22 protein-coding genes are annotated in these 20,946 nt (G+C 71.0%); 13 read left to right on the top strand and 9 right to left on the bottom strand.

Annotated elements, in window-relative coordinates:
* Positions 1-216: 216 nt before the first annotated feature.
* The gene (locus Acy02nite_RS18835; protein WP_239174987.1) at positions 217-504 is read right to left on the bottom strand and encodes a GNAT family N-acetyltransferase; all 288 of its coding nucleotides are present in this window, start codon (positions 502-504) and stop codon (positions 217-219) included.
* A 61-nt stretch (positions 505-565) separates the two neighbouring features.
* On the opposite strand from Acy02nite_RS18835, the gene Acy02nite_RS18830 reads away from it, so the two are divergent.
* The 7 genes from Acy02nite_RS18830 to Acy02nite_RS18800 all read left to right on the top strand — a co-directional run bounded on the left by Acy02nite_RS18830 (position 566) and on the right by Acy02nite_RS18800 (position 4,867).
* Entirely contained in the window at positions 566-874 is a 309-nt protein-coding gene (locus Acy02nite_RS18830) for a hypothetical protein (protein WP_203742283.1), read from the top strand.
* A 44-nt stretch (positions 875-918) separates the two neighbouring features.
* Positions 919-1,743 carry a DUF1206 domain-containing protein gene (locus Acy02nite_RS18825; protein WP_203742281.1) on the top strand — a complete coding sequence of 275 codons (825 nt, stop codon included), beginning with the start codon at positions 919-921 and terminating at the stop codon, positions 1,741-1,743.
* 166 nt (positions 1,744-1,909) lie between these two features.
* Positions 1,910-3,094: a mechanosensitive ion channel family protein gene (locus tag Acy02nite_RS18820; RefSeq protein ID WP_425548148.1), complete on the top strand. Its 1,185-nt coding sequence runs from the start codon at positions 1,910-1,912 to the stop codon at positions 3,092-3,094.
* 66 nt (positions 3,095-3,160) lie between these two features.
* Entirely contained in the window at positions 3,161-3,592 is a 432-nt protein-coding gene (locus Acy02nite_RS18815) for a phage holin family protein (RefSeq protein ID WP_203742279.1), read from the top strand.
* 61 nt (positions 3,593-3,653) lie between these two features.
* A complete protein-coding gene (locus Acy02nite_RS18810) occupies positions 3,654-4,037 on the top strand; it encodes a DUF3618 domain-containing protein (RefSeq protein WP_203742277.1) in 384 nt (127 codons plus the stop codon).
* Entirely contained in the window at positions 4,037-4,309 is a 273-nt protein-coding gene (locus tag Acy02nite_RS18805; RefSeq protein ID WP_203742275.1) for a DUF4235 domain-containing protein, read from the top strand. Before Acy02nite_RS18810 ends, Acy02nite_RS18805 begins: the two co-directional genes overlap by 1 nt.
* A gap of 354 nt (positions 4,310-4,663) precedes the next feature.
* Complete coding sequence (locus Acy02nite_RS18800; RefSeq protein WP_011905669.1) at positions 4,664-4,867, top strand: cold-shock protein; 204 nt, start codon at positions 4,664-4,666, stop codon at positions 4,865-4,867.
* Positions 4,868-5,012: 145 nt separating this feature from the next.
* Here Acy02nite_RS18800 and Acy02nite_RS18795 read toward each other — a convergent pair whose 3' ends face one another.
* Positions 5,013-5,261, bottom strand: a complete 249-nt coding sequence (locus Acy02nite_RS18795; protein ID WP_203742273.1) for a hypothetical protein — start codon at positions 5,259-5,261, stop codon at positions 5,013-5,015.
* Complete coding sequence (locus tag Acy02nite_RS18790; RefSeq protein WP_203742272.1) at positions 5,255-6,232, bottom strand: aldo/keto reductase; 978 nt, start codon at positions 6,230-6,232, stop codon at positions 5,255-5,257. Before Acy02nite_RS18790 ends, Acy02nite_RS18795 begins: the two co-directional genes overlap by 7 nt.
* 71 nt (positions 6,233-6,303) lie before the next feature.
* Between Acy02nite_RS18790 and Acy02nite_RS18785 the strand changes: the two genes are divergently transcribed.
* Positions 6,304-7,041: a trans-aconitate 2-methyltransferase gene (locus tag Acy02nite_RS18785; RefSeq protein ID WP_203742271.1), complete on the top strand. Its 738-nt coding sequence runs from the start codon at positions 6,304-6,306 to the stop codon at positions 7,039-7,041.
* Between the two features lie 10 nt (positions 7,042-7,051).
* Positions 7,052-8,077 carry an adenosine deaminase gene (locus tag Acy02nite_RS18780; protein WP_203742270.1) on the top strand — a complete coding sequence of 342 codons (1,026 nt, stop codon included), beginning with the start codon at positions 7,052-7,054 and terminating at the stop codon, positions 8,075-8,077.
* Positions 8,078-8,406: 329 nt separating this feature from the next.
* Here the strand turns inward: Acy02nite_RS18780 and Acy02nite_RS18775 are convergent, their stop codons facing one another.
* The 4 genes from Acy02nite_RS18775 to Acy02nite_RS18760 all read right to left on the bottom strand — a co-directional run bounded on the left by Acy02nite_RS18775 (position 8,407) and on the right by Acy02nite_RS18760 (position 13,174).
* The gene (locus Acy02nite_RS18775) at positions 8,407-8,550 is read right to left on the bottom strand and encodes a hypothetical protein (RefSeq protein WP_203742269.1); all 144 of its coding nucleotides are present in this window, start codon (positions 8,548-8,550) and stop codon (positions 8,407-8,409) included.
* A gap of 55 nt (positions 8,551-8,605) precedes the next feature.
* Positions 8,606-10,819, bottom strand: coding sequence for an RICIN domain-containing protein (locus Acy02nite_RS18770; RefSeq protein WP_203742268.1), 2,214 nt, complete (start codon positions 10,817-10,819; stop codon positions 8,606-8,608).
* A 268-nt stretch (positions 10,820-11,087) separates the two neighbouring features.
* Complete coding sequence (locus Acy02nite_RS18765) at positions 11,088-12,482, bottom strand: HAMP domain-containing sensor histidine kinase (protein WP_203742267.1); 1,395 nt, start codon at positions 12,480-12,482, stop codon at positions 11,088-11,090.
* Positions 12,483-12,484: 2 nt separating this feature from the next.
* Positions 12,485-13,174 (bottom strand): response regulator transcription factor, encoded by a 690-nt coding sequence (locus Acy02nite_RS18760; RefSeq protein WP_043525920.1) that lies wholly within the window; start codon positions 13,172-13,174, stop codon positions 12,485-12,487.
* A 96-nt stretch (positions 13,175-13,270) separates the two neighbouring features.
* On the opposite strand from Acy02nite_RS18760, the gene Acy02nite_RS18755 reads away from it, so the two are divergent.
* From Acy02nite_RS18755 to Acy02nite_RS18745, 3 genes are all read left to right on the top strand, one after another.
* On the top strand, positions 13,271-14,182 hold the full coding sequence (locus Acy02nite_RS18755; RefSeq protein ID WP_203742265.1) for an ADP-ribosylglycohydrolase family protein: 912 nt from the start codon (positions 13,271-13,273) through the stop codon (positions 14,180-14,182).
* A gap of 53 nt (positions 14,183-14,235) precedes the next feature.
* Positions 14,236-16,233 carry a threonine--tRNA ligase gene (gene thrS / locus Acy02nite_RS18750; RefSeq protein ID WP_203742264.1) on the top strand — a complete coding sequence of 666 codons (1,998 nt, stop codon included), beginning with the start codon at positions 14,236-14,238 and terminating at the stop codon, positions 16,231-16,233.
* A 91-nt stretch (positions 16,234-16,324) separates the two neighbouring features.
* Complete coding sequence (locus Acy02nite_RS18745) at positions 16,325-16,849, top strand: HIT family protein (protein WP_203742262.1); 525 nt, start codon at positions 16,325-16,327, stop codon at positions 16,847-16,849.
* Here Acy02nite_RS18745 and Acy02nite_RS18740 read toward each other — a convergent pair.
* On the bottom strand, positions 16,812-17,408 hold the full coding sequence (locus tag Acy02nite_RS18740; protein ID WP_203742260.1) for a TetR/AcrR family transcriptional regulator: 597 nt from the start codon (positions 17,406-17,408) through the stop codon (positions 16,812-16,814). The two genes, Acy02nite_RS18745 and Acy02nite_RS18740, sit on opposite strands and share 38 nt — an antisense overlap.
* A 54-nt stretch (positions 17,409-17,462) precedes the next feature.
* Between Acy02nite_RS18740 and Acy02nite_RS18735 the strand changes: the two genes are divergently transcribed.
* Positions 17,463-18,632, top strand: a complete 1,170-nt coding sequence (locus tag Acy02nite_RS18735; protein ID WP_203742258.1) for an FAD-dependent monooxygenase — start codon at positions 17,463-17,465, stop codon at positions 18,630-18,632.
* Here Acy02nite_RS18735 and Acy02nite_RS18730 read toward each other — a convergent pair.
* Positions 18,625-20,784 (bottom strand): elongation factor G-like protein EF-G2, encoded by a 2,160-nt coding sequence (locus tag Acy02nite_RS18730; protein WP_203742256.1) that lies wholly within the window; start codon positions 20,782-20,784, stop codon positions 18,625-18,627. The two genes, Acy02nite_RS18735 and Acy02nite_RS18730, sit on opposite strands and share 8 nt — an antisense overlap.
* Positions 20,785-20,946 lie beyond the last annotated feature (162 nt).

The following is a 20,946-nucleotide window of genomic DNA, read 5'->3' as shown; positions in this document are numbered from 1 at the left end:
CGGCTGGTTCTCTGGGGTGTTTCGGCGGCTTGATGCACCCGGGAGCGCCAGCCGACCCGTCCTCAATGGCGCTCCGCCCGCCGATGCACCTCTGAGCCCCGGCCGCAAGTTGTCCACACTGGCCGCTCGTCCACAGGCACCGACCTGATCTTGGGCCTTCGCGGGACAATGGCTGTGGGTCGCCCCCCAGGGTGGGTGGGGGTGTGAGTAAGGGAGCTAGTGAGCCACCAACTCCGCGTATTCCGGATGTTCGCTGATGTAGTGGGCGAAGAACGGACAAGCCGGAACGATCCGCTGTCCCCGCTCCCGCAACTGCTCGAGCGTCTTCCGGGCCAGTTCGCCCGCCAGTCCCTGCCCGCGCATGTCCGGGTCGGTCTCGGTGTGCAGGACGACGACCACGTCATCGCCGCGCATCCGGTAGGACGCCAGTGCTCCGACCGAGCCGTCGACTGCCAGCTCGAAGCGGTGTGCCGCAACGTTGTCGTGGACCAGGTGGTCGCTCACGAAGGCCTCCTCGGGGTCGATCCACAGCCTAGGGTGGCTTCGACCTCGTACCGTGGAAAGGGTGTTGATCTTTAAGTCACTTGTCGTCGCGGTGTTCGGCGCCGCATTGTTGACCGGCTGCAGCAGCGACGGCGTCAATTGTGGCGTCGATCAGTGCACGGTCACCATCCAGCGGGAGACGAACGCGAGCGTCGAGGTCCTGGGCGTCGAGGCGGAGTTCGTCAGCGCGGATGACAACACCGTCACTCTTCAGGTCGCCGGTCAGCAGGTGACCTTGACCAAGGGCCAGCAGGCGGTCGAGGTCGGCGGTCTGCAGCTGTCGCTGGAGAGTGTGACGCAGAGCGCGATCCAGGTGCAGGTGTCGCGCTGACACGCGGAGTTTGACGAACGTCGCGTCCGGTCACATTGAGGGGCATGTCCTCGACTGCCTCGAACGTCAAATACCGTGCGTCACGCGCGGCCGACAGCAAGCCCTTGGAGTTCCTGGCCCGGGGCGGCTTCGTCGGCTACGGCATCATCCACCTGCTCTTCGCCTGGATCGCGCTGCAGGTCGCCTTCAGCGGCTCCGACAAGGAGAGTGACCAGTCCGGCGCCTTGCAGGAGCTGGCGAGCAAGCCGTTCGGCAAGACGCTGCTCGTGATCATCGCGATCGGCCTGTTCGCGATGGCGATCTGGCAGCTCTTCGAGGCGATCGTCGGGGAGAGCGGCGAGCAGACCAGGTCCGCGATCGCCGAGCGGGTGTTGTCGGGCGTCCGCGCGGTCCTCTACGTCTACCTCGGCTGGATCGCGATCAAGGTGGTCCAGGGCACGAACGCGTCGATGGGCGACAAGTCGGAGAGCAAGTCGGCGGGTCTGATGGAGTCCACCGGTGGCCGCTGGCTGGTCGGGTTCATCGGCCTGGTGGTGCTCGGCGTCGGCGTCGGCATCTTCGTCTACGGCCTGCGCAAGAAGTTCACCAAGCACCTGAACACGCAGGACATGCCGATGAGCACCCGCAAGCCGATCATCCGGCTGGGCATGGCCGGCTACATGGCCAAGGGCGTCGCGTACACCGTGGCCGGTGTCCTGTTCGTCACCGCCGCGGTCACCTTCGACGCGAACAAGGCGCGCGGCCTCGACGCCGGCTTGAAGACGCTGGCCGGGCACCCGTGGGGTGTCTGGCTGCTGGCGCTCGTCGCGGCCGGGATCGCCGCGTTCGGCATCTACTGCTTCGCCCAGTCCCGCTTCCGCAAGATCTGAGGTCAAAGGCCGATTTCGCCGTACGGCCGCGGCAGTCCCGAAGCGGGTGCCGCGGCAGTGGCCCGGTGTGACGTGTGTCCGACATCCGCCGTAGGGGTGTGTGCGGGCCGTCGATGCGGGCAAGTTGGAGCGCTGGCACAGCACTCGATCGTGGAGAGGAAAGTTCGTGTCCAGCGTTCTGACTGCCGTGCTCGGTGTCACGGGGGCCGCCGTCGCGGCCATCGTGGTCGTCGAGGCGTCGCACTGGGCGATGATCCGGATCGGCCGCCGGTCCGCGCTCGCCGCCGACCTCGCCAAGAACATGCACAAGCCGTTTCTGGTGACCCTGACCCTGATCGCGATCCAGCAGGCCCTCCGGGTCTACGCCGGTGAGTTCCCGGGGCGCGCCGGCGTGATCCACGCGCTCGTCCTGGGCTGCATCGGCGCCTTCGCCTGGTTGATGGCCGAGCTGCTGCTGGTCTGCGAGGACATGGCCCTGGCGCGGTGGAGCACCGACGTGCCGGACAATCTGCGCCGCCGCCGGTTGAAGACCCAGGTGGTGATGCTGCGCCGGGTGACCGTCGCGACGATCGTGGTCCTGACCGCCGGCGTCATGCTGATGACCTTCCCGGGGATCCGCGCGCTGGGCGCCAGCGTGCTGGCCTCGGCCGGTCTGGTCTCGGTGATCGCGGCGCTGGCCGCGCAGAGCACTCTCGGCAACGTCTTCGCCGGCATCCAGCTCGCGTTCAGCGACGCGATCCGGGTCGACGACGTGGTGGTCGTCGAGGGCGAGTGGGGCCGGATCGAGGAGATCACCCTGACCTACATCGCGGTGCAGATCTGGGACGACCGGCGGTTGATCCTGCCCACGTCGTACTTCACCACCAAGCCGTTCCAGAACTGGACCCGCAGCAGCTCCGCGGTGCTCGGCACGGCCGAGGTTGACGTGGACTGGTCCACGCCGATCGAGCCGTTGCGGGCGGAGCTGCGCCGGGCGTGCGAGGGCTCGGACCTGTGGGACCAGCGGGTCTGCGTGCTGCAGGTGACCGAGGCGATCGGCGGGACGATCCGGTTGCGGGCCCTGGTCAGCGCGGCCGACGCCGGCGCGTTGTGGGATCTGCGCTGCCTGGTCCGGGAGCGCCTGGTCGCCTGGATGTGGGAGAACCAGCGCGGTTCGCTGCCGCGGATGCGTACCCAGCTGGACGAATCCGACGACGGGGTGGCGCCGCTGCGGCACACTCGGCGGTCGGACGCGTCGCCGGATGCGCGCGTCTTCAGCGGCGGTGACGACGGCGAGGCCCGCGGCGCGGCGTTCGGCGGCGTGGACGGGCACGCCCCGGCGCCGGGCGATCCGGTTTCCGCCGGGCGGTGACGCGCCCGGGAGGATTGAGTTACCGGTGATCAGGGCATACACCGGACACACCGAAAGGGGGACACGATGGCCGATGTGCTCAACGGCAGGACCGGAACGTTGTCCGATCAATCCACCGCGGAATTGGTCCAGCGTGCGAGCGAACAGCTCAGCAAGCTGGTCCGGGACGAGCTGACCCTGGCCAAGGCGGAGCTTGCCGAGAAGGGCAAACACGCGGGCATCGGGGTCGGCCTTTTCAGTGGCGCGGGCGTGCTCGCGATGTACGGTGTCGGTGCCACGATCGCCACCGCGATCATCGCGTTGAGCCTGGTCTGGCCCCTGTGGCTGGCAAGCCTGGTGATCACCGCCGTGATCTTCGTGGTGGCGGGCGTGCTGGCGCTGATCGGCCGTTCGCAGTTCCGCCGCGCCGTGCCGGCCGAGCCGAAGGCCGCTATCGAGGGCTTCAAGGCCGATGTCGACGAGGTCAAGCAGGCGGTCAGGGATCGAGGCCGGGCATGAGGAACACATTCAGCTCAGTTGGATACTCACGGCGACGCCGGAAGGAAGCGGAGGTGACGGCGTGAGCGAGAACGACGCGACGACCGGGAAGCCGGATCTGGTGGCGCTGCGCGCCGAGATCCAGCAGACCCGGGCGGACTTGGGGGAGACGGTGCAGGCTCTGGCCGCGAAGGCGGACGTCAAGGCCCGCGCGCGCGAGCAGGTGACGCAGACCAGGCAGCGCCTGCTGGAGCAGGCCGCGTTCGCCACGGGCCGGCTGCGCGAGGCTGCCGGGCACGCGACGGCGAACGTGAAGGACGCTGCCGGGCAGACCGTTGTCGCGTCCGAGGACGCGGCCCACGACGTGGCTGTCCGGGTGCGTAACAACCAGCTCCCGGTGCTGCTCATCGCGGCCGGTCTGGCCGCGGTGGCCGGGGTGATCCTGATCGTGCGGGGGAGGCGCTGATGGCGGGGAAACTGGGCAAGGTGGCGTTGAAACCGGTCAACGTGGCGCTGGGCTTCGCAGCCGGCGCCGTGGCCGGGGCGCTGTTCAAGCAGCTGTGGAAGATCGCCTCGGGTGACGACGACGCGCCCGACGCCGGTGACGAGGAGCGCGGCTGGGGCGAGATCCTCGCCGCCGCGGCGCTGCAGGGCGCGATCTTCGCGGTGGTGAAGGCGGCCGTCCATCGTGGCGGTGCGATCGGCACGAAGCGTCTCACCGGGACCTGGCCGGACTGAGTTCCTAGATCATCACCGGTATAGACAGGTGTCGTGACGGCTCCCCACTTCGTAACCATGAAGTGGGGAGCCTTTTCCATATCTGCCACGCTTTATTGGATTCCTACGAGGGGCAGCTTTGCGGGCTGTTTTTCGGGTACAGTGTGGCCAGTTTTTGCGTACGTGGTTCGCTGCTTCCGCCAGGCGGCGCGACACCGACCCGATCCCGGGAGGGTCACAGGTGTCGCAAAGCCGAACGGAGGGGACGTCCTCTGAAAGGGCCGCCTCGCGGCGCCGCTGCTCGAAAACGGTCATCGGCCCCGCGCACCGCTGCCGCGGTCGGGCGGGCCGGCATTTTCAGAAGGAGAGTTCAGCATGGCGCAAGGAACCGTGAAGTGGTTCAACGCAGACAAGGGCTTCGGCTTCATCACCGTCGACGGCGGGGGTGCTGACGTGTTCGTCCACTTCTCGGCCATCCAGACGAGCGGTTACCGCACTCTGGAGGAGAACCAGCGGGTCGAGTTCGAGATCGCCCAGGGCCAGAAGGGCCCGCAGGCGGAGCAGGTTCGCCCGCTCTGAGACCAATCCGCCGGTCGCGAGACCGGCATGCCGGCCGCCTGGCGGAGGCCGGCCTGACCGTGGCCCCGCATCCTCGCCGAGGTTGCGGGGCCTCTTTTTCCCGCCGCGGCCACCGGCCACCGTGCTGCCGCAGGAAGGCCGCTGGTCAGGAAGCCGGTTTGCCGCTGCTGCGCCGGCGCATGCCGATCACCACGAGCGCCAGGCCGATCCCGGCGATCGCCCCGCCGGCCGCGGCCCAGACCGGCTGATCGCTCATCAGCTCGTTCTCGAAGACGTTCAGCCCCTGCAACGTCCACACCGCGCCCAGCACCATGCCGAGCAGACCGAACGACATCGCCAGCCAGCCGCGCAGCCGGACGGGCTCAGCCGGTGCTTCGGTTTCATTGTTCACCATTTGTCGTGCACCTGGGGGCGAATCAGCTCATCGTAGACCGCGGCGATCTTTTCCAGGGTTTCCGGCGAAAGCGGTGCGAGATCGGCGGCGTGCGCGTTTGCGCGCGCTTGCTCGGGATTACGCGCACCGGGGATCACGACGGTGACGGCCGGCTGTTCCACGATCCAGCGGAGTGCGAATTGCGCCATCGTCACCCCATCCGGAACGAGTGGCAGCAGCCGGCGAACTGCTTCCAATCCGGTAGAGAAGTCGACTCCGGAGAACGTTTCACCGACGTCGAACGACTCGCCGTGCCGGTTGTAGTTGCGGTGGTCGTCCGCGGCGAACGTGGTGTTCTCGTCATAACGCCCGGAGAGCAGGCCACTGGCGAGCGGCACCCGCGCGATGATCCCGACGCCCGCCTCGGCGGCGGCCGGCAGAACCCGCTCCAGGGGCTTGAGGCGGAACGCGTTGAGGATGATCTGGACACTGGCCACGCCCGGGCGCGCGATCGCGGCGAGCGCCTCGTCGACCTTCTCGACGCTCACGCCGTACGCCGAGATGCGCTTCTCCTGAACGAGGACGTCGAGCGACTCGAAGACCTCGTCACTGTGGAACACCGGTGTCGGCGGGCAGTGCAGCTGGACCAGATCGAGGGTCTCGACGCCGAGGTTGGCGCGTGAACGGTCCGTCCAGGCGCGGAAGTTGTCGAGCGAGTAGTTCTCCGGCACCTGGGGGAGGCGGCGGCCCATCTTGGTGGCGACCGTGAGGCCGGGCTTGCCCTTCACGAACGAGCCGACGATCTGCTCGCTGCGACCGTCGCCGTAGACGTCGGCGGTGTCGATGAAGGTGACCCCGGCGTCGACCGCGGCCTGCAGGGTGGCGTGCGCGTCGGCCTCGCTGACATCGCCCCAGTCGGCGCCGAGCTGCCAGGCGCCCAGGCCGATCACCGACGCGTCGCGGCCCATTCGGCGAAAGCTTCGTTTTTCCACGTGGAGACCCTACCGCCAAGCTGATAGCGTGCAAGCAAAACGTACGTACGGTTTGGCAAACTGGAGGCGTCATGTGGGATCCGGCCGTCTACCGGCGTTTCGGCAACGAGCGCTCGCGTCCGTTCATCGACCTCACCGCACGGATCGGCGCCACCGCACCCCGCGCGGTCGTCGATCTCGGCTGCGGCTCCGGTGAGCTGACCCGCACCCTCGGCGAACGCTGGCCGGCCGCGCGGGTGACCGGCATCGACTCCTCGCCCGAGATGATCGCGAAGGCCGGCGACGGCGACTTCCGGGTCGGTGACCTCACCGGCTGGCAGCCCGGCCCGGACACCGACGTCGTCGTCACCAACGCGGCCCTGCAGTGGGTTCCGGGACATCAGGATCTGCTCGTCCGGTGGGTGGCCGCGCTGCCGTCCGGAGCGTGGCTCGCCATGCAGGTCCCGGGCAACTTCGACGCGCCCTCGCACCGGCTGCTGCGGGCGGTGGCCGGTGACTTCGGCGTCGGTCACGTGCTGCGCGAGTCGCCGGTGGACGACCCCGCCGACTACGCGGAGCTGCTGGCCGCCGCCCGGGTCGACGCCTGGGAGACGACGTATCTGCACCTGCTGCCGGCGGACGGGCCGGATCACCCCGTGCTGCGCTGGATGGAGGGCACCGCGCTGCGGCCGGTGCGGGCCGCGCTCGACGACGACGCGTGGGCGCGATTCCGCGCTGAGCTGGGCGGACGCCTCGCCGGGGCGTATCCGGCGGGACACGGCCGCGTGGCGTTCCCGTTCCGCCGTATCTTCGTGGTGGCTGCTATCTAGGGAGATCATCGTGAGTGACCTGACCTCGTTCATCGCCGGCCTGCCCAAGGCCGAGCTGCACGTCCACCACGTGGGGTCGGCCTCCCCGCGGATCGTGGCCGAGCTGGCCGCGCGGCACGAGGGCAGCTCGCCGGTGCCGGCCGACCCGGAACTGCTCGCGAAGTACTTCGAGTTCCGCGACTTCGCGCACTTCATCGAGATCTACCTGAGCGTGGTCGACCTGATCCGCGACGCCGGGGACGTGCGGCTGCTCACCTACGAGATCGGGCGGGAGCTGAGCCGGCAGCAGGTGCGGTACGCGGAGCTGACCATCACGCCGTTCTCCAGCGTGCGCCGTGGCATCCCGGCGCCGGCGTTCTGCGAGGCGATCGAGGACGCGCGCGCCGGCGCCCGCCGCGACTTCGGCGTGGACCTGGCGTGGTGCTTCGACATCCCGGGCGAGGCGGGGCTGCCGGCGGCCGAGGAGACGCTGCGGATCGCCCTGGAGGAACGGCCCGACGGGCTGATCAGTTTCGGGCTCGGCGGGCCGGAGATCGGGGTGCCACGGGCGCAGTTCAAGCCGTACTTCGACCAGGCCCGCGCCGCCGGGCTGCACAGCGTGCCGCACGCGGGGGAGACGACCGGGCCGGAGACGATCTGGGACGCGATCCGGTCGCTGGGCGCCGAGCGGATCGGTCACGGGATCGCGGCGGCTCAGGACGAGCGGCTGATGGCGTACCTCGCCGAGCACCAGATCCCCCTCGAGGTCTGCCCGACCTCGAACCTGCGCACCCGGGCCGTGGCCGACCTCGCCGGCCACCCGATCGCCACGCTGGCCGCCGCCGGTGTTCCGCTGAGCGTCAACTCGGACGACCCGCCCATGTTCGGCACGACGCTGGAGCAGGAGTACGCGGTCGCGGCCGAGCTGCTGAAACTCGACGCCGCCGGCGTGGCCGGGCTCGCCCGCGCCGCCGTCCACCACAGCTTCCTGCCTGCCGGCGGCAAGGCCACCCTCCTGGCCGAGATCGACACCTACACCGCCGCCCACGCGCTCTAGCCGGCTCGCCCTCCGCGCCCCGGTCGATGGCCGGCCCGGTGCGCCGACGCGGGATCCCGGCTGGCGCTCAGAGGTGTTTCAGGCTCGGGAAGCACCCGTGAGCGCCAGCCCGTGGTCGGCGACGGTCAGCTCCGCGCGTCGCGGTGCTCGGCTGGCACTGAGGGTTGGTCGAGGGCGTTGACGCAGCCGTGAGTGCCAGCTCGCGGTGCTCGGCTGGTGTTCAGGGCTGTGAGGGAGCTCGGATACAGCCGTGAGTGCCAGCCGAGCCCGACGCCGCCGGGCCGGGTGAGGTGCCGGGTCAGGGGCAGCGGGCCGGGTGCGGAGCCGGGTCAGGGGTAGAGCGGGTCCTGCCAGACCGCCAGCATGGACAGCGTTCCGATGGTGAGGATGACCGCCCAGCGGATCAGCCTCCGGCGGTTGAAGCGCGCCGGGGGCTCCTCCTCGGTCTGCCGCTCGCTCAGCATGTCGCGCATCGCGGTCTCCTGTCGTTCCTCCGGTGCTCGCCGGGGTGGGGTCGGGGGAAAAGGGTCAGCTGGGCACCGCGGTCCAGCTCTGGTGGCGCTGGTTCGTGTCCGGCTCCAGGGCCAGGACGCGGTGCCAGCCGAAGCGCTGCCCGCCCACGCCGACGGCGAGGTCACCGGTCTCGCTGCGCAGCGTGAAGCCGAACGCGGAGGCCTGCAGCCGCCACCGGGTGCCGGCGGCCGAGCAGTCGCCCTGGACGAGCGGCGCGCCGGCGACCGGTGTCCCGCCGAGCGGCATCAGGCATTTGCCGCTGGCGCGGGAGATCAGCGTGTACGTGTTGACGGCGCCCGGCGCCGGCGCCAGCTGCCACTGCTGCTGGTTGCCGCGGTCGGCGGTGCTGAGCGTTGCCGGGGTGCCGTCGGCGGCGCGGGCCGCGTAGAGGTCGGCGGCACCACCGGTGAGCGAGTTGGTGAGGACGAACCACGAGTTCTGCACCGGCCGGGCGGCGGGGGCGGTGCGGGCCGACCCCTTGGCGCGGTAGTTGCCGGTCTTGCTGGTGACCTCCACCTGGTAGACCGAGTCGGGCTTCAACCCGATGAGCCGCGCCCGGGTCGCCTTGGTGGTGGCGACCGGCTTGCCGCCGACGGACACCTGATAGGTCGCGTCGTCGGAGGCGGCGGTCCAGATCAGCCGGACCGACATGCTGGTGGCGTCGCGGATCTCCAGGGCGGCCTGCCCGTCCCCGCTGGACGGCGCGCCGGCGTCCTGGTCGCCGGACCCGCCGGCGCCCGACTCGGCGTGGAACGCGGCCTGCTCGGCGTCGAGCCCGGCGTCCGCGCTCGCCCCGGGCAGGGGCGCGGTGGAGACGCCCGGAGCGGTGCTCGGTGCGACCGGGACGGTGCTCGCGCTGGTGCTGGGGGACGGTGACGGTGTCCCGGCCGACGGCTGGGGCCGGGCCGGCGGGACGGAGGCCGCGGCGCTGGGCGCCGCCGTGACCGCGCCGGGGACGTCCGGGATGTCGTCGCCACCGTCGCTGCGCAGCAGGAAGTCGCTGAGCGCCACGTTCCAGTGGCTGTCGAGGTAGCTGCCCGGCTTCGGGTTGGTGTCGAAGTAGTCGTCGTGCCCGCAGTCCAGCCGCACCTCGTGCGCCTTCGGGCAGGTCTGCCGCAGCGCCCTGCCGGAGCGGTCCGGCCCGCAGAGCAGGTCGTAGCCGTCGGTGCAGCCACCGGCGCCGGTGCCGTTGGGTGCGCCGTTGAGCACCGCGCCGAGGACGTGGGTCAGCTCGCGCGCGGCCATCGCCGAGCTCCAGCAGCCGGAGTCGACCCGGGCGTACGACGGCCCGGCGTTGTTCCGGTTGGTCCGCCCCGGCCGGTTGTCGTCGACGTACGTGCCGATGCCGCAGTAGACGTTGGCGTCGGAGAACATCAGGTACTTGCGGTCGGCCCGGTTGTATCCCAGGTTGCCGAGCGCCTTGACGGTCGCCGCGAACGAGTCGAGCGAGCCGGCCGGCAGCTCCACCTCGGAGACCGCGACGGTGCACTCCGGCGTGGTCACGTACCGCACGTGCCGGGAGCCACCGGTCTCGCCGGCGCTCGCGTCGTAGATCGCGTCGACGCCGGCGGCCCAGGTGCGGAACGAGTTGACGTACTTGTTGTAGCGGGTGGTGGTGCCCGCGGCGTAGAGGTAGAGCAGCTGGACCCGCTTGCCGCTCTGCCCGTCGTCGGAGCAGGCCACGCCGGCCGGGCCGAGCACGAAGTCGGCGTTGCCGGGCGCCGGGTCGGCGATCAGGGCCGGCGCGTCCGGGGTGAGCGCGCTGCCGCCCAGGTCACGGGCGATCTCCGCGTCGGCCGGGACGACCACGGGCTGCATGGTGCGGACCGTGCTGGGCAGCTGGGTGGCGGCGGTGACCGGGGCGACGTCCCGGCGGACCGAGAGGCCGGTGGGCGCCCGGTCCGGCCCGTGCGTGCACGTCTCGTCGAAGAGCAGGTAGGAACCGGCGCAGAGCGCGTTCGTGGCGGCCGGCTCCAGTCCCTCGTAGACCAGTCCCTCGTCGGGCGCGTCCTTGGGGAGCGCGGTCAGCTCGAACTTCGCCGGGTCGTCCTTGGAGGTCGCGCCGATCACGCTGGGCCCCACCACGCCGCCGATGCCGAGCAGCGCCAGCCCGAGCGCGACCGGAAGCAGCCGGGTGGTGACGGAGCGTGTCGGCTTGCCCTGCTCCTCTCCGGCACGGCGCCGCCCGGTGGGCGACCCGCGGAACGCTGACCGGCGATGCGCGGACAAAGCGTCTCCTTGTCGGAACTGTCGAGCAGGTCCAGCAGGTCGTGCAGATCTTGCCGGCGCGCGGTGGGAGGGGGCCATGGGGTGCCCGCCCCCCACCGCGCCGGGGCTCCGCCGGCCGCGGCGATGGGGACGTGCGGTAGGCGAGCCGGGGAGCCGGATGGGATCGAAGCGAACACTGCCAGCCCGGACGAGCCAGGGGAACACTCTTAAAACAGATCTAAGCAACTTCTGTTCCGTACGGGGGAAGGTTCGTCATCGGTCTTGATTCTCAGCTCCGACGTCCCAGCCGGCCACGGCCGACCAGTCCGAAGCGGCTCGGTGTCCTGGGGGTGGCCTCGGCGTCGGCGATCAGCATGACCACGCTGGCGCCGCCGAGGGTGGCCCGGTCGAGGCTGACCGAGCCGCCGGTGGACTGCGTCATCCGCCGGGCGATGTCCAGGCCCAGGCCGGTCGAGCCCTGCTGGCTCTGGCCGCGGCGCAGGGCCTTCTCCGGGTCGGGAATGCCCGGGCCGGCGTCGTCGACCCGCAGCGCCACCCAGCCGTCGCGGCGGGAGAGCGCCACCTCGAACGCGGTGCCCTGCGGGGTGTAACGGAACACGTTGCCGAGCACCGCGTCGAGCGCGGCGGCCAGCTCGGCGCGGGGCACCGGCACCGGGATGCGCAGGTGCGCGCCGATCACCCGGTACTGCCGGTCCTGGTCGCCGGCGAGCGCGGACCAGAACGTCATGCGTTCCCGGACCACCTCGCTGGCGTCGCAGACGCCCTCCTCCGGAGTGGACGCCACCTGCGCGGCGACCGCCTGCCGGGTGGTGTTGATCAGCGAGTTGACCTCGTCGTCGAGCGAGGCGATGGCCTGCCGGATGCGCCGGATGCCGCGCCGCCGGTCGACCTCCTCCGCGGTCAGGTCGATGATCTGGGTGTCGTCCGGGTCGAGCGCCTCGGCGTCGAGCCGCAGCGCGGTCAGCGGGGTGCGCAGCCGGTGCGACAGGTCCGCGACCAGCTCCCGCTCGTCGGTGCGCGACGTGATCAGGCGGTCGGCCATCCGGTTGAACGCGTAGCCCGCCTCGGCCAGCTCGCGCGGCCCGGAGGGGTGGATGCGCACGCCCAGGTCGCCGTCGCCGACCGCGAGGGCCGCCTCGACCAGGTTGTTCGCCGAGTTCACCGCGCCGCGGGCGAGCCGGTCCACCACGATCACCGAGCCGCCGACCAGCACTATCGCCAGCCCGAGCAGCAGCCACCAGTCGCGGGCGGTGTTCGCGCCGAGCTCGGCGTCCGGCACGAACGCCTCGACGACCCACGCCTTGCCGTTCGCGCGGACCGGCTCCAGCCGGGCCAGGCCGCCGGGAACCTCCACGAGGGTCGCCTCGCCGGCGGTCGCGGCCTTGTCGATCTCGGTGGCGGTGACCCGGCCGCCGTCGCCGGGCGCGAGCCCGGGGGTGTGCACGACCGGGGCGCCGGACGGGACCCGCGCGGCGGCGACGGCCGCGGCCAGGCCCTTCTCCCCGGCGCCGGCGACGAGCGCGCCGGCGACCGTGGCGGTCTCCTGCGCGGCGGCCGACAGCGCCTCCTCCCGGTGGTCGGAGCGCAGGCCCCAGCCCAGCGGCACGAGGAACACCAGGGCGGCGACGGCGGTGGTGGCGGCGGTCGTGTACGCCAGCCGCAACCTCAGTCCGGCGCCACCAACCGGAATCCGACCCCCCGCACGGTGCGCAGGTAACGGGGCTTCGCCGCGGACTCGCCCAGTTTCCGGCGCAGCCAGTACAAATGCACGTCGATGGTCTGGTCCTCGCCGACCGAGGGCTGCCGCCATACCTCCTCCAACAGCTCACGACGGGAAACCACCCGGCCAGGGCGGGCGGCGAGGTACGCCAGCAGGTCGAACTCCTTGCGCGTCAGCGCGAGTGGCTGGTCGCCGAGCGTAGCGCTGCGCTCGCCCACGTCAACCCGTAGTTCACCCACCTCGTGAACGGCGGGCTGGGCGGCGCGGCTGGCCCGGCCCACGCGGCGCAGCACCGTGGCGATGCGCGCGTCCAGATGGGCGCCGGTGAACGGCTTCACCATGTAGTCGTCGGCGCCGGCCCGCAGCAGCCGCACCACGGTCTGCTCGTCGTCGCGCGCGGTGGCGATGATGATCGGCACATCGGTGATCCCGCGCAGCATGCGCAGCGCGTCCGAACCGTCCAGATCGGGCAGCCCGAGGTCGAGAACGACGAGGTCGGGGGTCTCCGCGGCGACCCGCCGGAGAGCCTCCAGCGCGGTGCCGACGGCGTGCACGGCGTGCCCCCGGTCGGCGAGCGAACGGAGCATGGCGCCACGCACGACATGGTCGTCCTCGACGAGCAACACCGTGGCCATGCGAAGACCGTACCGACTCCGGCGGGCAGAACCTAAAGGGTGATGCAGCGAGATGCTTTGATGACCCTCAGTGATGGAATACGATCCGAAGTACCGATGTCATTCACTCTCTTTCCCGATACGCGACTGACGCTGGCCCTGGACAGCCTGGCCGGCCTGAGTGTCGGCGACGCGCTCGGCGCCCAGTACTTCGTGCCCGGCAACAAGCCCTCCGACCTGCTCGACGCCCGCGTCCCCGACCCGCCGTGGGAGTGGACCGACGACACCGAGCAGGCCTGCTGCCTGGTCGCCACCCTCGACGACGGTGACTTCGACCGGGACGCCTTCGCCCAGCTCCTGGGCAGCGTCTTCGAGCCCTACCGGGGGTACGGGCCGGGAGCGGTCGTGATGCTCCGGCAGATCCGCGAGGGGCTGCCGTGGCCGATCGCGGCGGCCGCGGCGTTCGACGGCCAGGGCTCGTGCGGCAACGGCGCGGCGATGCGGGCCGCCCCGCTCGGCGCGTGGCACGCCGACTCCCTGCCGCACGCGGCCGCCCAGGCCGTGCGCGCCGCCGAGGTGACCCACGCGCACCCGGAGGGGATCGCCGGTGGGGTGGCGGTGTCGGTGGCCGCGGCGTTCGCGGCGGCCGCCCGGCTCGACGGCCACCGCCCGGACCGGGGTCAGCTGCTGCGCGCCGCGGCGGCACACACCGCGGCGAGCGTGGTCCGCGACGGGCTGACCTCGCCTTACCCACGGAGTGTCGCGGAGGCGGCCGAGCGGCTGGGCAACGGCGGGCAGGCGACCGCGCAGGACACCGTGCCGTTCGCGCTCTGGGTCGCCGACCGTTACCTCGACGACTATCCGGCCGCCGTGGCGGCGTGCGTGGTGGCCGGCGGGGACGTCGACACCACGGCGGCGATCGCCGGGGGCGTCGTGGCCGCGTACACCGGAATCGAGGGAATCCCCCGCGGGTGGCTGGCGAACCGGGAGACGCTCCCGGCGTGGCTGCCCGCCGCGAGCGGAGAGTAATCCGCAGGCGGATAGCATCAGGACATCAAGTCGCTTTCTGAATGGAGATCACCGTGTCCGCACCTCGTACACCCGCTGTGGCCGACCCTCTAGTCGTCCCGGCCGGGACGACGGCGGCCGACGCGGTGGCCGCGGCCGGGCTGCCCGCCAACGGGCCGAAGGCGATCGTCGTGGTCCGTGAGGCCGACGGGCGGTTGCGTGACCTGGCCTGGGCGCCGGCCGCCGACACCGAGGTCACCCCGGTCGCGATCGACACCCCGGACGGCCTCGACGTGCTGCGGCACTCGACCGCGCACGTGCTCGCGCAGGCCGTGCAGGACGTGTTCCCGGAGGCCAAGCTCGGCATCGGCCCGCCGATCCGGGACGGGTTCTACTACGACTTCGACGTCGAGAAGCCGTTCCAGCCGGACGACCTGGGCAAGCTCGAGAAGCGCATGCAGGAGATCGTCAAGGCCGGTCAGACGTTCCGGAGGCGGGAGTACTCGTCGCTCGACGAGGCCAAGGCCGAGCTGAAGAACGAGCCGTTCAAGCTGGAACTGGTCGACATCAAGGGCGACGTCGACGAGGAGGCCGCCGCGGTGGGCGCCGGCGAGCTGACCCACTACGACAACCTGAACAAGGACGGCGAGCGCGTCTGGGGCGACCTGTGCCGCGGCCCGCACCTGCCGTCGACCCGGCTCATCCCGGCGTTCAAGCTGATGCGCTCGGCCGCCGCCTACTGGCGCGGGTCGGAGAAGAACCCCCAGCTGCAGAGGATCTACGGTACGGCGTGGCCGTCGCGGGACGAGTTGAAGGCGTACCTCAATCGTCTTGCCGAGGCCGAGCGCCGGGACCACCGCAAGCTGGGCACCGAGCTCGACCTGTTCTCGTTCCCCGACGAGATCGGGTCGGGTCTGGTCGTCTTCCACCCCAAGGGTGGCGTGATCAAGCGCGAGATGGAGGACTACGTCCGCGCCCGCCACATCGAGGAGGGTTTCCAGTACGTCGGCAGCCCGCACATCTCCAAGGAGAACCTCTTCCTCACCTCGGGTCACCTGCCCTACTACAAGGACACGATGTTCCCCCCGATGCAGTTGGAGGGGGCGGACTACTACCTCAAGGCGATGAACTGCCCGATGCACAACCTGATCTTCAGGTCGCGCGGGCGGTCCTACCGTGAGCTGCCGATGCGGCTGTTCGAGTTCGGCACGGTCTACCGCTACGAGAAGTCCGGCGTGGTGCACGGCCTGACCCGGGTGCGTGGCCTGACCCAGGACGACTCGCACTCGTACGTCACCGCCGAGCAGGCCCCGGGCGAGATCAAGCACCTGCTGAACTTCGTCCGCTCGCTGCTCGACGACTTCGGCCTGGACGACTACTACCTGGAGCTGTCGACCCGCGACCCGAAGAGCGACAAGTTCATCGGCACGGACGAGCAGTGGGAGACCGCCACCCGCGTGCTGGAGGACGTGGCGAAGGAGTCCGGCCTCGAGCTGGTGCTCGACCCGGGCGGCGCGGCGTTCTACGGCCCGAAGATCAGCGTGCAGGCCAAGGACGCGATCGGCCGCACCTGGCAGATGTCGACGATCCAGTACGACTTCAACATGCCGGCCCGGTTCGGTCTGGAGTACCAGGCGGCGGACGGCAGCCGGCAGGAGCCCGTGATGATCCACTCGGCGAAGTTCGGGTCGATCGAGCGGTTCTTCGGCGTGCTGGTCGAGCACTACGCGGGCGCGTTCCCGGCCTGGCTGGCGCCGGTGCAGGTGGTCGGCATCCCGATCCGCGACGACCACGCCGACTACCTGGCCGAGTTCGTCGCCAAGCTGCGGAAGGCCGGCATCCGCGCCGAGGTGGACTACTCCACCGACCGGATGCAGAAGAAGATCCGCACCGCGCAGCAGCAGAAGATCCCGTTCATGGCGATCGCCGGCGACGACGACGTCAACGGCGGCACCGTGTCGTTCCGCTACCGGGACGGCTCGCAGCGCAACGGCGTCACGATCGACGAGGCGGTGGCGCACGTCGTCGAGGTGGTTCGCTCCCGGGTCAACACCGGGCCGTCGGCGGTCTGACCCGCCGGGTGTGCGGGCAGTGGCCGGCCGCGACGCGGGCCGGCCGCTGCCGTACATGATGCCGGGGACGGCCACCGCATAGGATGCGGTGATGGAGTCGACAGGCGAGCCGGACGGTCTGGAACGGCTCTGGACTCCGCACCGCATGGCGTATGTCACCGGTGCGGACACGTCCGACGGCTGTGCGTTCTGCCTGGCGCCGGGGCTGCCCGAGCCGGAGAGCCTGGTCGTCGCGCGCGGCGAGCTGGTCTTCGCGGTGCTGAACCTGTATCCGTACAACCCGGGCCACCTGATGATCTGCCCGTACCGGCATGTCGCGGACTACACCGACCTGACCGAGCAGGAGACGGCCGAGGTGGCCGCCTTCACCAGGACCGGCATGCGGGTGCTCCGCTCGGTGAGCCGGCCGCACGGCTTCAACCTGGGGATGAACCAGGGCGCGGTGGCCGGCGCCGGGATCGCCGAGCACCTGCACCAGCACGTGGTGCCGCGCTGGGGTGGCGACGCGAACTTCATGCCGGTGATCGGCCGGACGAAGGTGCTGCCGCAGATCCTCACCGACACCCGCCTGCTGCTCGCTAAGGCGTGGCCGGCGGACGGGGAGCCGCCCCGCTGAGCGCGGCCAGCGCGCGGATCCCGGCGACGATGTCCTCCGCCGACGGCGCGTTCGCCGGGTCGGTGAGCCACTGCGTGAGCACGCCGGACATGAGGGCCATCTGCACCGAGCCGAGCGAGCGCACCGTCGCGTCGTCGAGCTGATCCTCGGGCACGCCGCTGAGCATCGCTGCCATTCCGGAGCGGCCGGCCCGGACACCCCCGGCCAGCTGCTCGCGCAACGCGGGGTTGTGCTCGGCCTGCAGCGCCACCTCGACGCTGGCCAGCCAGAGCGGCCGGTCGGTCCGGATCGACCGGATGACCCGCCGCCAGAAGTCGAGCATCGGATCGTCGTCACCCTCACCGGGTTCGCCCAGCGCCCGGCCCAGAGCGTCGCCCCACTCCTCCATGGCGCTCAGCATCGCGGCGGTCATCAGCGCGTCCGTAGAACCGTAGTGATAGCCGATCGAGGCCAGGTTGGTACCGGAGAGCGCCACGATGTCGCGGGCCGTCGTCCGGGCATACCCCTTCTCCAGCAGCGCTTTCTTCGCGCCCTTCAGCAGCTCCTCGCGATGCCCCATGTTGTGGATCCTAACTTCTATACAAACGTATAAGACGTTTGTATAGTAACTCGCATGACGAACTCACGGGTACTGATCTCCGGCGCCGGCATCGGCGGCCCCGCCCTCGCCTTCTGGCTGGTCCGGCGCGGCTTCGAGGTGACCGTCGTGGAGCGCGCGGCCGGCCTGCGCGAGGGCGGCTACAAGGTGGACGTGCGCGGCTCGGCCACCGAGGTGCTCCGCAAGATGGGCCTGCTGGCCGCGGCCCAGGCCGCCGACACCGGCATGCAGCAGATCACCTACGTGAAGAAGGACGGCGCCCCGATCGCGAAGCTGCCGGCCGACCTGCTGATGGGCCGCCGCGGCGACGACCTGGAGATCATGCGCTGGGACCTCAGCCGGATCCTGCACGACGCCACCGAGGGGCAGGTGGAGTATGTGTGGGGCGACTCCGTCGCCACGCTGACCGACGGTCCGGACGGTGTCGACGTCACCTTCGAGAAGGGCGCGCCCCGCCGCTTCGACCACGTGGTCGGCGCCGACGGGCTGCACTCCGTGACCCGCCGCGTGGTGCTCGGCGAGACACCGCTGAAGCACCTGGGCGCGTACATCTCGATCTTCTCGGTCCCGAACGACCTGGGCGTGGTCCGTGAGGAGCTGTTCTACTCGCGGCCCGGGCGGCTGATCTTCGCCTACGCCATGGAGCCGGACCAGCCGGCCCGGGTCGGCATGGTCTTCGCGTCACCCGAGGTGGCCTACGACCGCCGCGACCCCGCCGCGCAGAAGCGCCTGGTGCGCGACGCGTTCGCCGGTCAGGGCTGGCGCTCCGACGAGTTCCTGGCCGCCATGGACACCGCGCCCGACTTCTACTTCGACTCGATGAGCCAGGTGGAGCTGCCGTCCTGGTCGTCGGGGCGGCTGGCGCTGCTCGGCGACGCCGCGCACTGCCCGTCACCGGCGTCCGGTCAGGGCACGAGCCTGGCGCTGGTCGGGGCGTACGTGCTGGGTCAGCACCTCGGTGAGCCGGGCGGCTACGCGGCCTACGAGAGCGCGATGAGGACGTACGTCGAGAAGAATCTTGCCTTCGGCCGGAAGATGGTCAAGGACATGGTGCCCGGTGGCCGCCTCAACATCGCCTTCCGCAACTACGGGATGCGGACCCTCAAGTTCCACCCGCAGAAGGAGAAGGTGATCGACAAGGTGCTCGCGCCGATGCACGAGGCGGCCAACGCGATCACTATCTGAGCGCGTGCTCCTTGCGGACCTGGTCGGCCAGGTGCGCCGGCATCGGCTCGTGGCGCAGGTAGGAACGGGAGAACGTGCCCGCTCCCGAGGAGAGGGCACGCAGCTCCACCGCGTACCGGACCAGCTCGATCGCCGGCACCTCGGCCCGGACCAGACTGTGCCCGCCGTCGCCCTCGGTGTCCGTGCCGAGCGGCCGGCCCCGGCGCCCGGAGAGGTCGCTCATCACCGCGCCGACGTAGGAGTCCGGCACCCGCACCACGATCTCGTCCACCGGCTCCAGCAGCGCCATCTGCCCCGCACCGGCCGCCTCGCGCAACGCGAGCGCCCCCGCGGTCTGGAACGCCGCGTCCGAGGAGTCGACGCTGTGCGCCTTGCCGTCGGTGAGCGTGACCTTCAGGTCGACGACCGGATAACCGGCGACGATGCCCTTCTCCAGCTGCGCGCGGACCCCCTTCTCCACCGACGGGATGTAGTTGTGCGGCACCGCGCCGCCAACCACCTTGTCGACGAACTGGAAGCCGCTGCCGCGGGGGAGGGGCTCGATCTCGAGGTCGCAGACCGCGTACTGCCCGTGGCCGCCGGACTGCTTGACGTGCCGCCCGTGCCCCTTGGCCTTCGCGCCGAAGGTCTCCCGCAGCGACACCTTCACCGGCTCGGTGTCCAGCTCGACGCCCCCGGCGCGCAGCCGGTCGAGCACCACGTCGGCGTGCGACTCGCCCATGGTCCAGAGCACCAGCTGATGCGTGTCGGCGTTGCGCTCCAGGCGCAGCGTCGGGTCCCCGGCGACCAGGCGGCCCAGGTTCTTGGCGAGCGCGTCCTCGTCGGAGCGGGTCTTGGCGACCACCGCGATCGGGAGCAGCGGCTCCGGCATCGACCAGGGCGCCATCAGCATCGGGTCGTCCTTGCCGGAGAGCGTGTCGCCGGTCTCCGCGCTGCCGGACTTGGTGATCGCGCAGATGTCGCCGGCCACGCACTGACCCACCTCGCGCAGCGTCGCGCCCAGCGGCGTGTAGACGTGCGCCACCCGCTCGTCGGCGTCGTGGTCGGGGTGGCCGCGCTCGGCCATCCCGTGCCCGGAGACGTGCAGCGTCAGGTCCGGCCGCAGCGTGCCGGAGAAGACCCGGACCAGTGACACCCGGCCGACGTGCCGGTCGATCGTGGTGCGGACCACCTCGGCGACCAGCGGGCCGTCCGGGTCGCAGGTCAGCGGCGGCCGCGGCGAGCCGTCCACGCCGGTGACCACCGGCAGGTCGTGCTCCAGCGGTGACGGCGCGGCGTCGGTCAGGCCGTCGAGCAGCGCGTCCAGGCCGACCCCGGTGCCCGCGCAGACCGGGATGACCGGGTAGAAGTTGCCCCGGGCCACCGCCTTGTGCAGGTCCGGGATGAGCGCGGCGGTGGAGATCAGCTCACCGGCGATGTACCGGTCCATCAGGGTCTCGTCCTCGCTCTCGGCGATGATCCCCTCGATGAGCTGGTTCCGGTCGTCGGCGATCGGGTTGAGGTGCTCGCGCTCGGCCTCGCCCTCCCGCGGCGGATATCCGGCCGAGTAATCCAGGACCCGCAGCGACACCAGGCCGATCAGGCCGACGACCGACTGCCCGTCGTCGCCGAGCATCGGCTGGTAGGTGGGCATCACGTTCTCGCCGAACGCCTCCTGGCAGTCCTGCAGCGTCTGCTCGTAGTCGGCGCGCGGATGGTCCAGCCGGGTGATCGCCACGGCGCGGGGCATCCCGACCGCGGCGCACTCCTCCCACAGCCCGACCGTCGCCTCGTCGACGCCGTCGACCGCGGAGATGACGAACAGCGCCGCGTCCGCCGCGCGCAGCCCGGCCCGCAGCTCACCGACGAAGTCGGCGTAACCGGGCGTGTCCAGGAGGTTGACCTTCACGTCGCGGTGCAGCAGCGGGGCGCAGGACAGCGCCACCGAGCGTTGCTGCCGTACCGCGGCCGGATCGTTGTCGGTGACCGTGGTGCCGTCCGTCACCGTGCCGGCCCGGGGGATCGTGCCGGTGGCCGCGAGCAGCGCCTCCACCAGCGTGGTCTTCCCGGCGCCGGAGTGGCCCACCAGCACCACGTTGCGTACCCTGCCGGGCTCTGTCACCACCGGCGCGGTGGCGCCGGCAAGCCCTTTCTCCGAAGTCTTCTGCGCCATGCCGAGCGCTCCCGTCGTTTCCGGTTCGTTACGCGTCCATAAATCCCACACCCGGGGCTGTCCCGGTCGCAAGGACCGGAAGCCACCAGAGGATGCCGGATGGTGACGATCCGGCCAACCGGGGGGCGAGCCGTACCGAGACCTGGCCCCCGCCGTTATGGT

Source organism: Actinoplanes cyaneus, assembly GCF_016862095.1.
GTDB lineage: Bacteria > Actinomycetota > Actinomycetes > Mycobacteriales > Micromonosporaceae > Actinoplanes > Actinoplanes cyaneus.
This window is presented reverse-complemented; position numbering and strand designations above follow the sequence as displayed.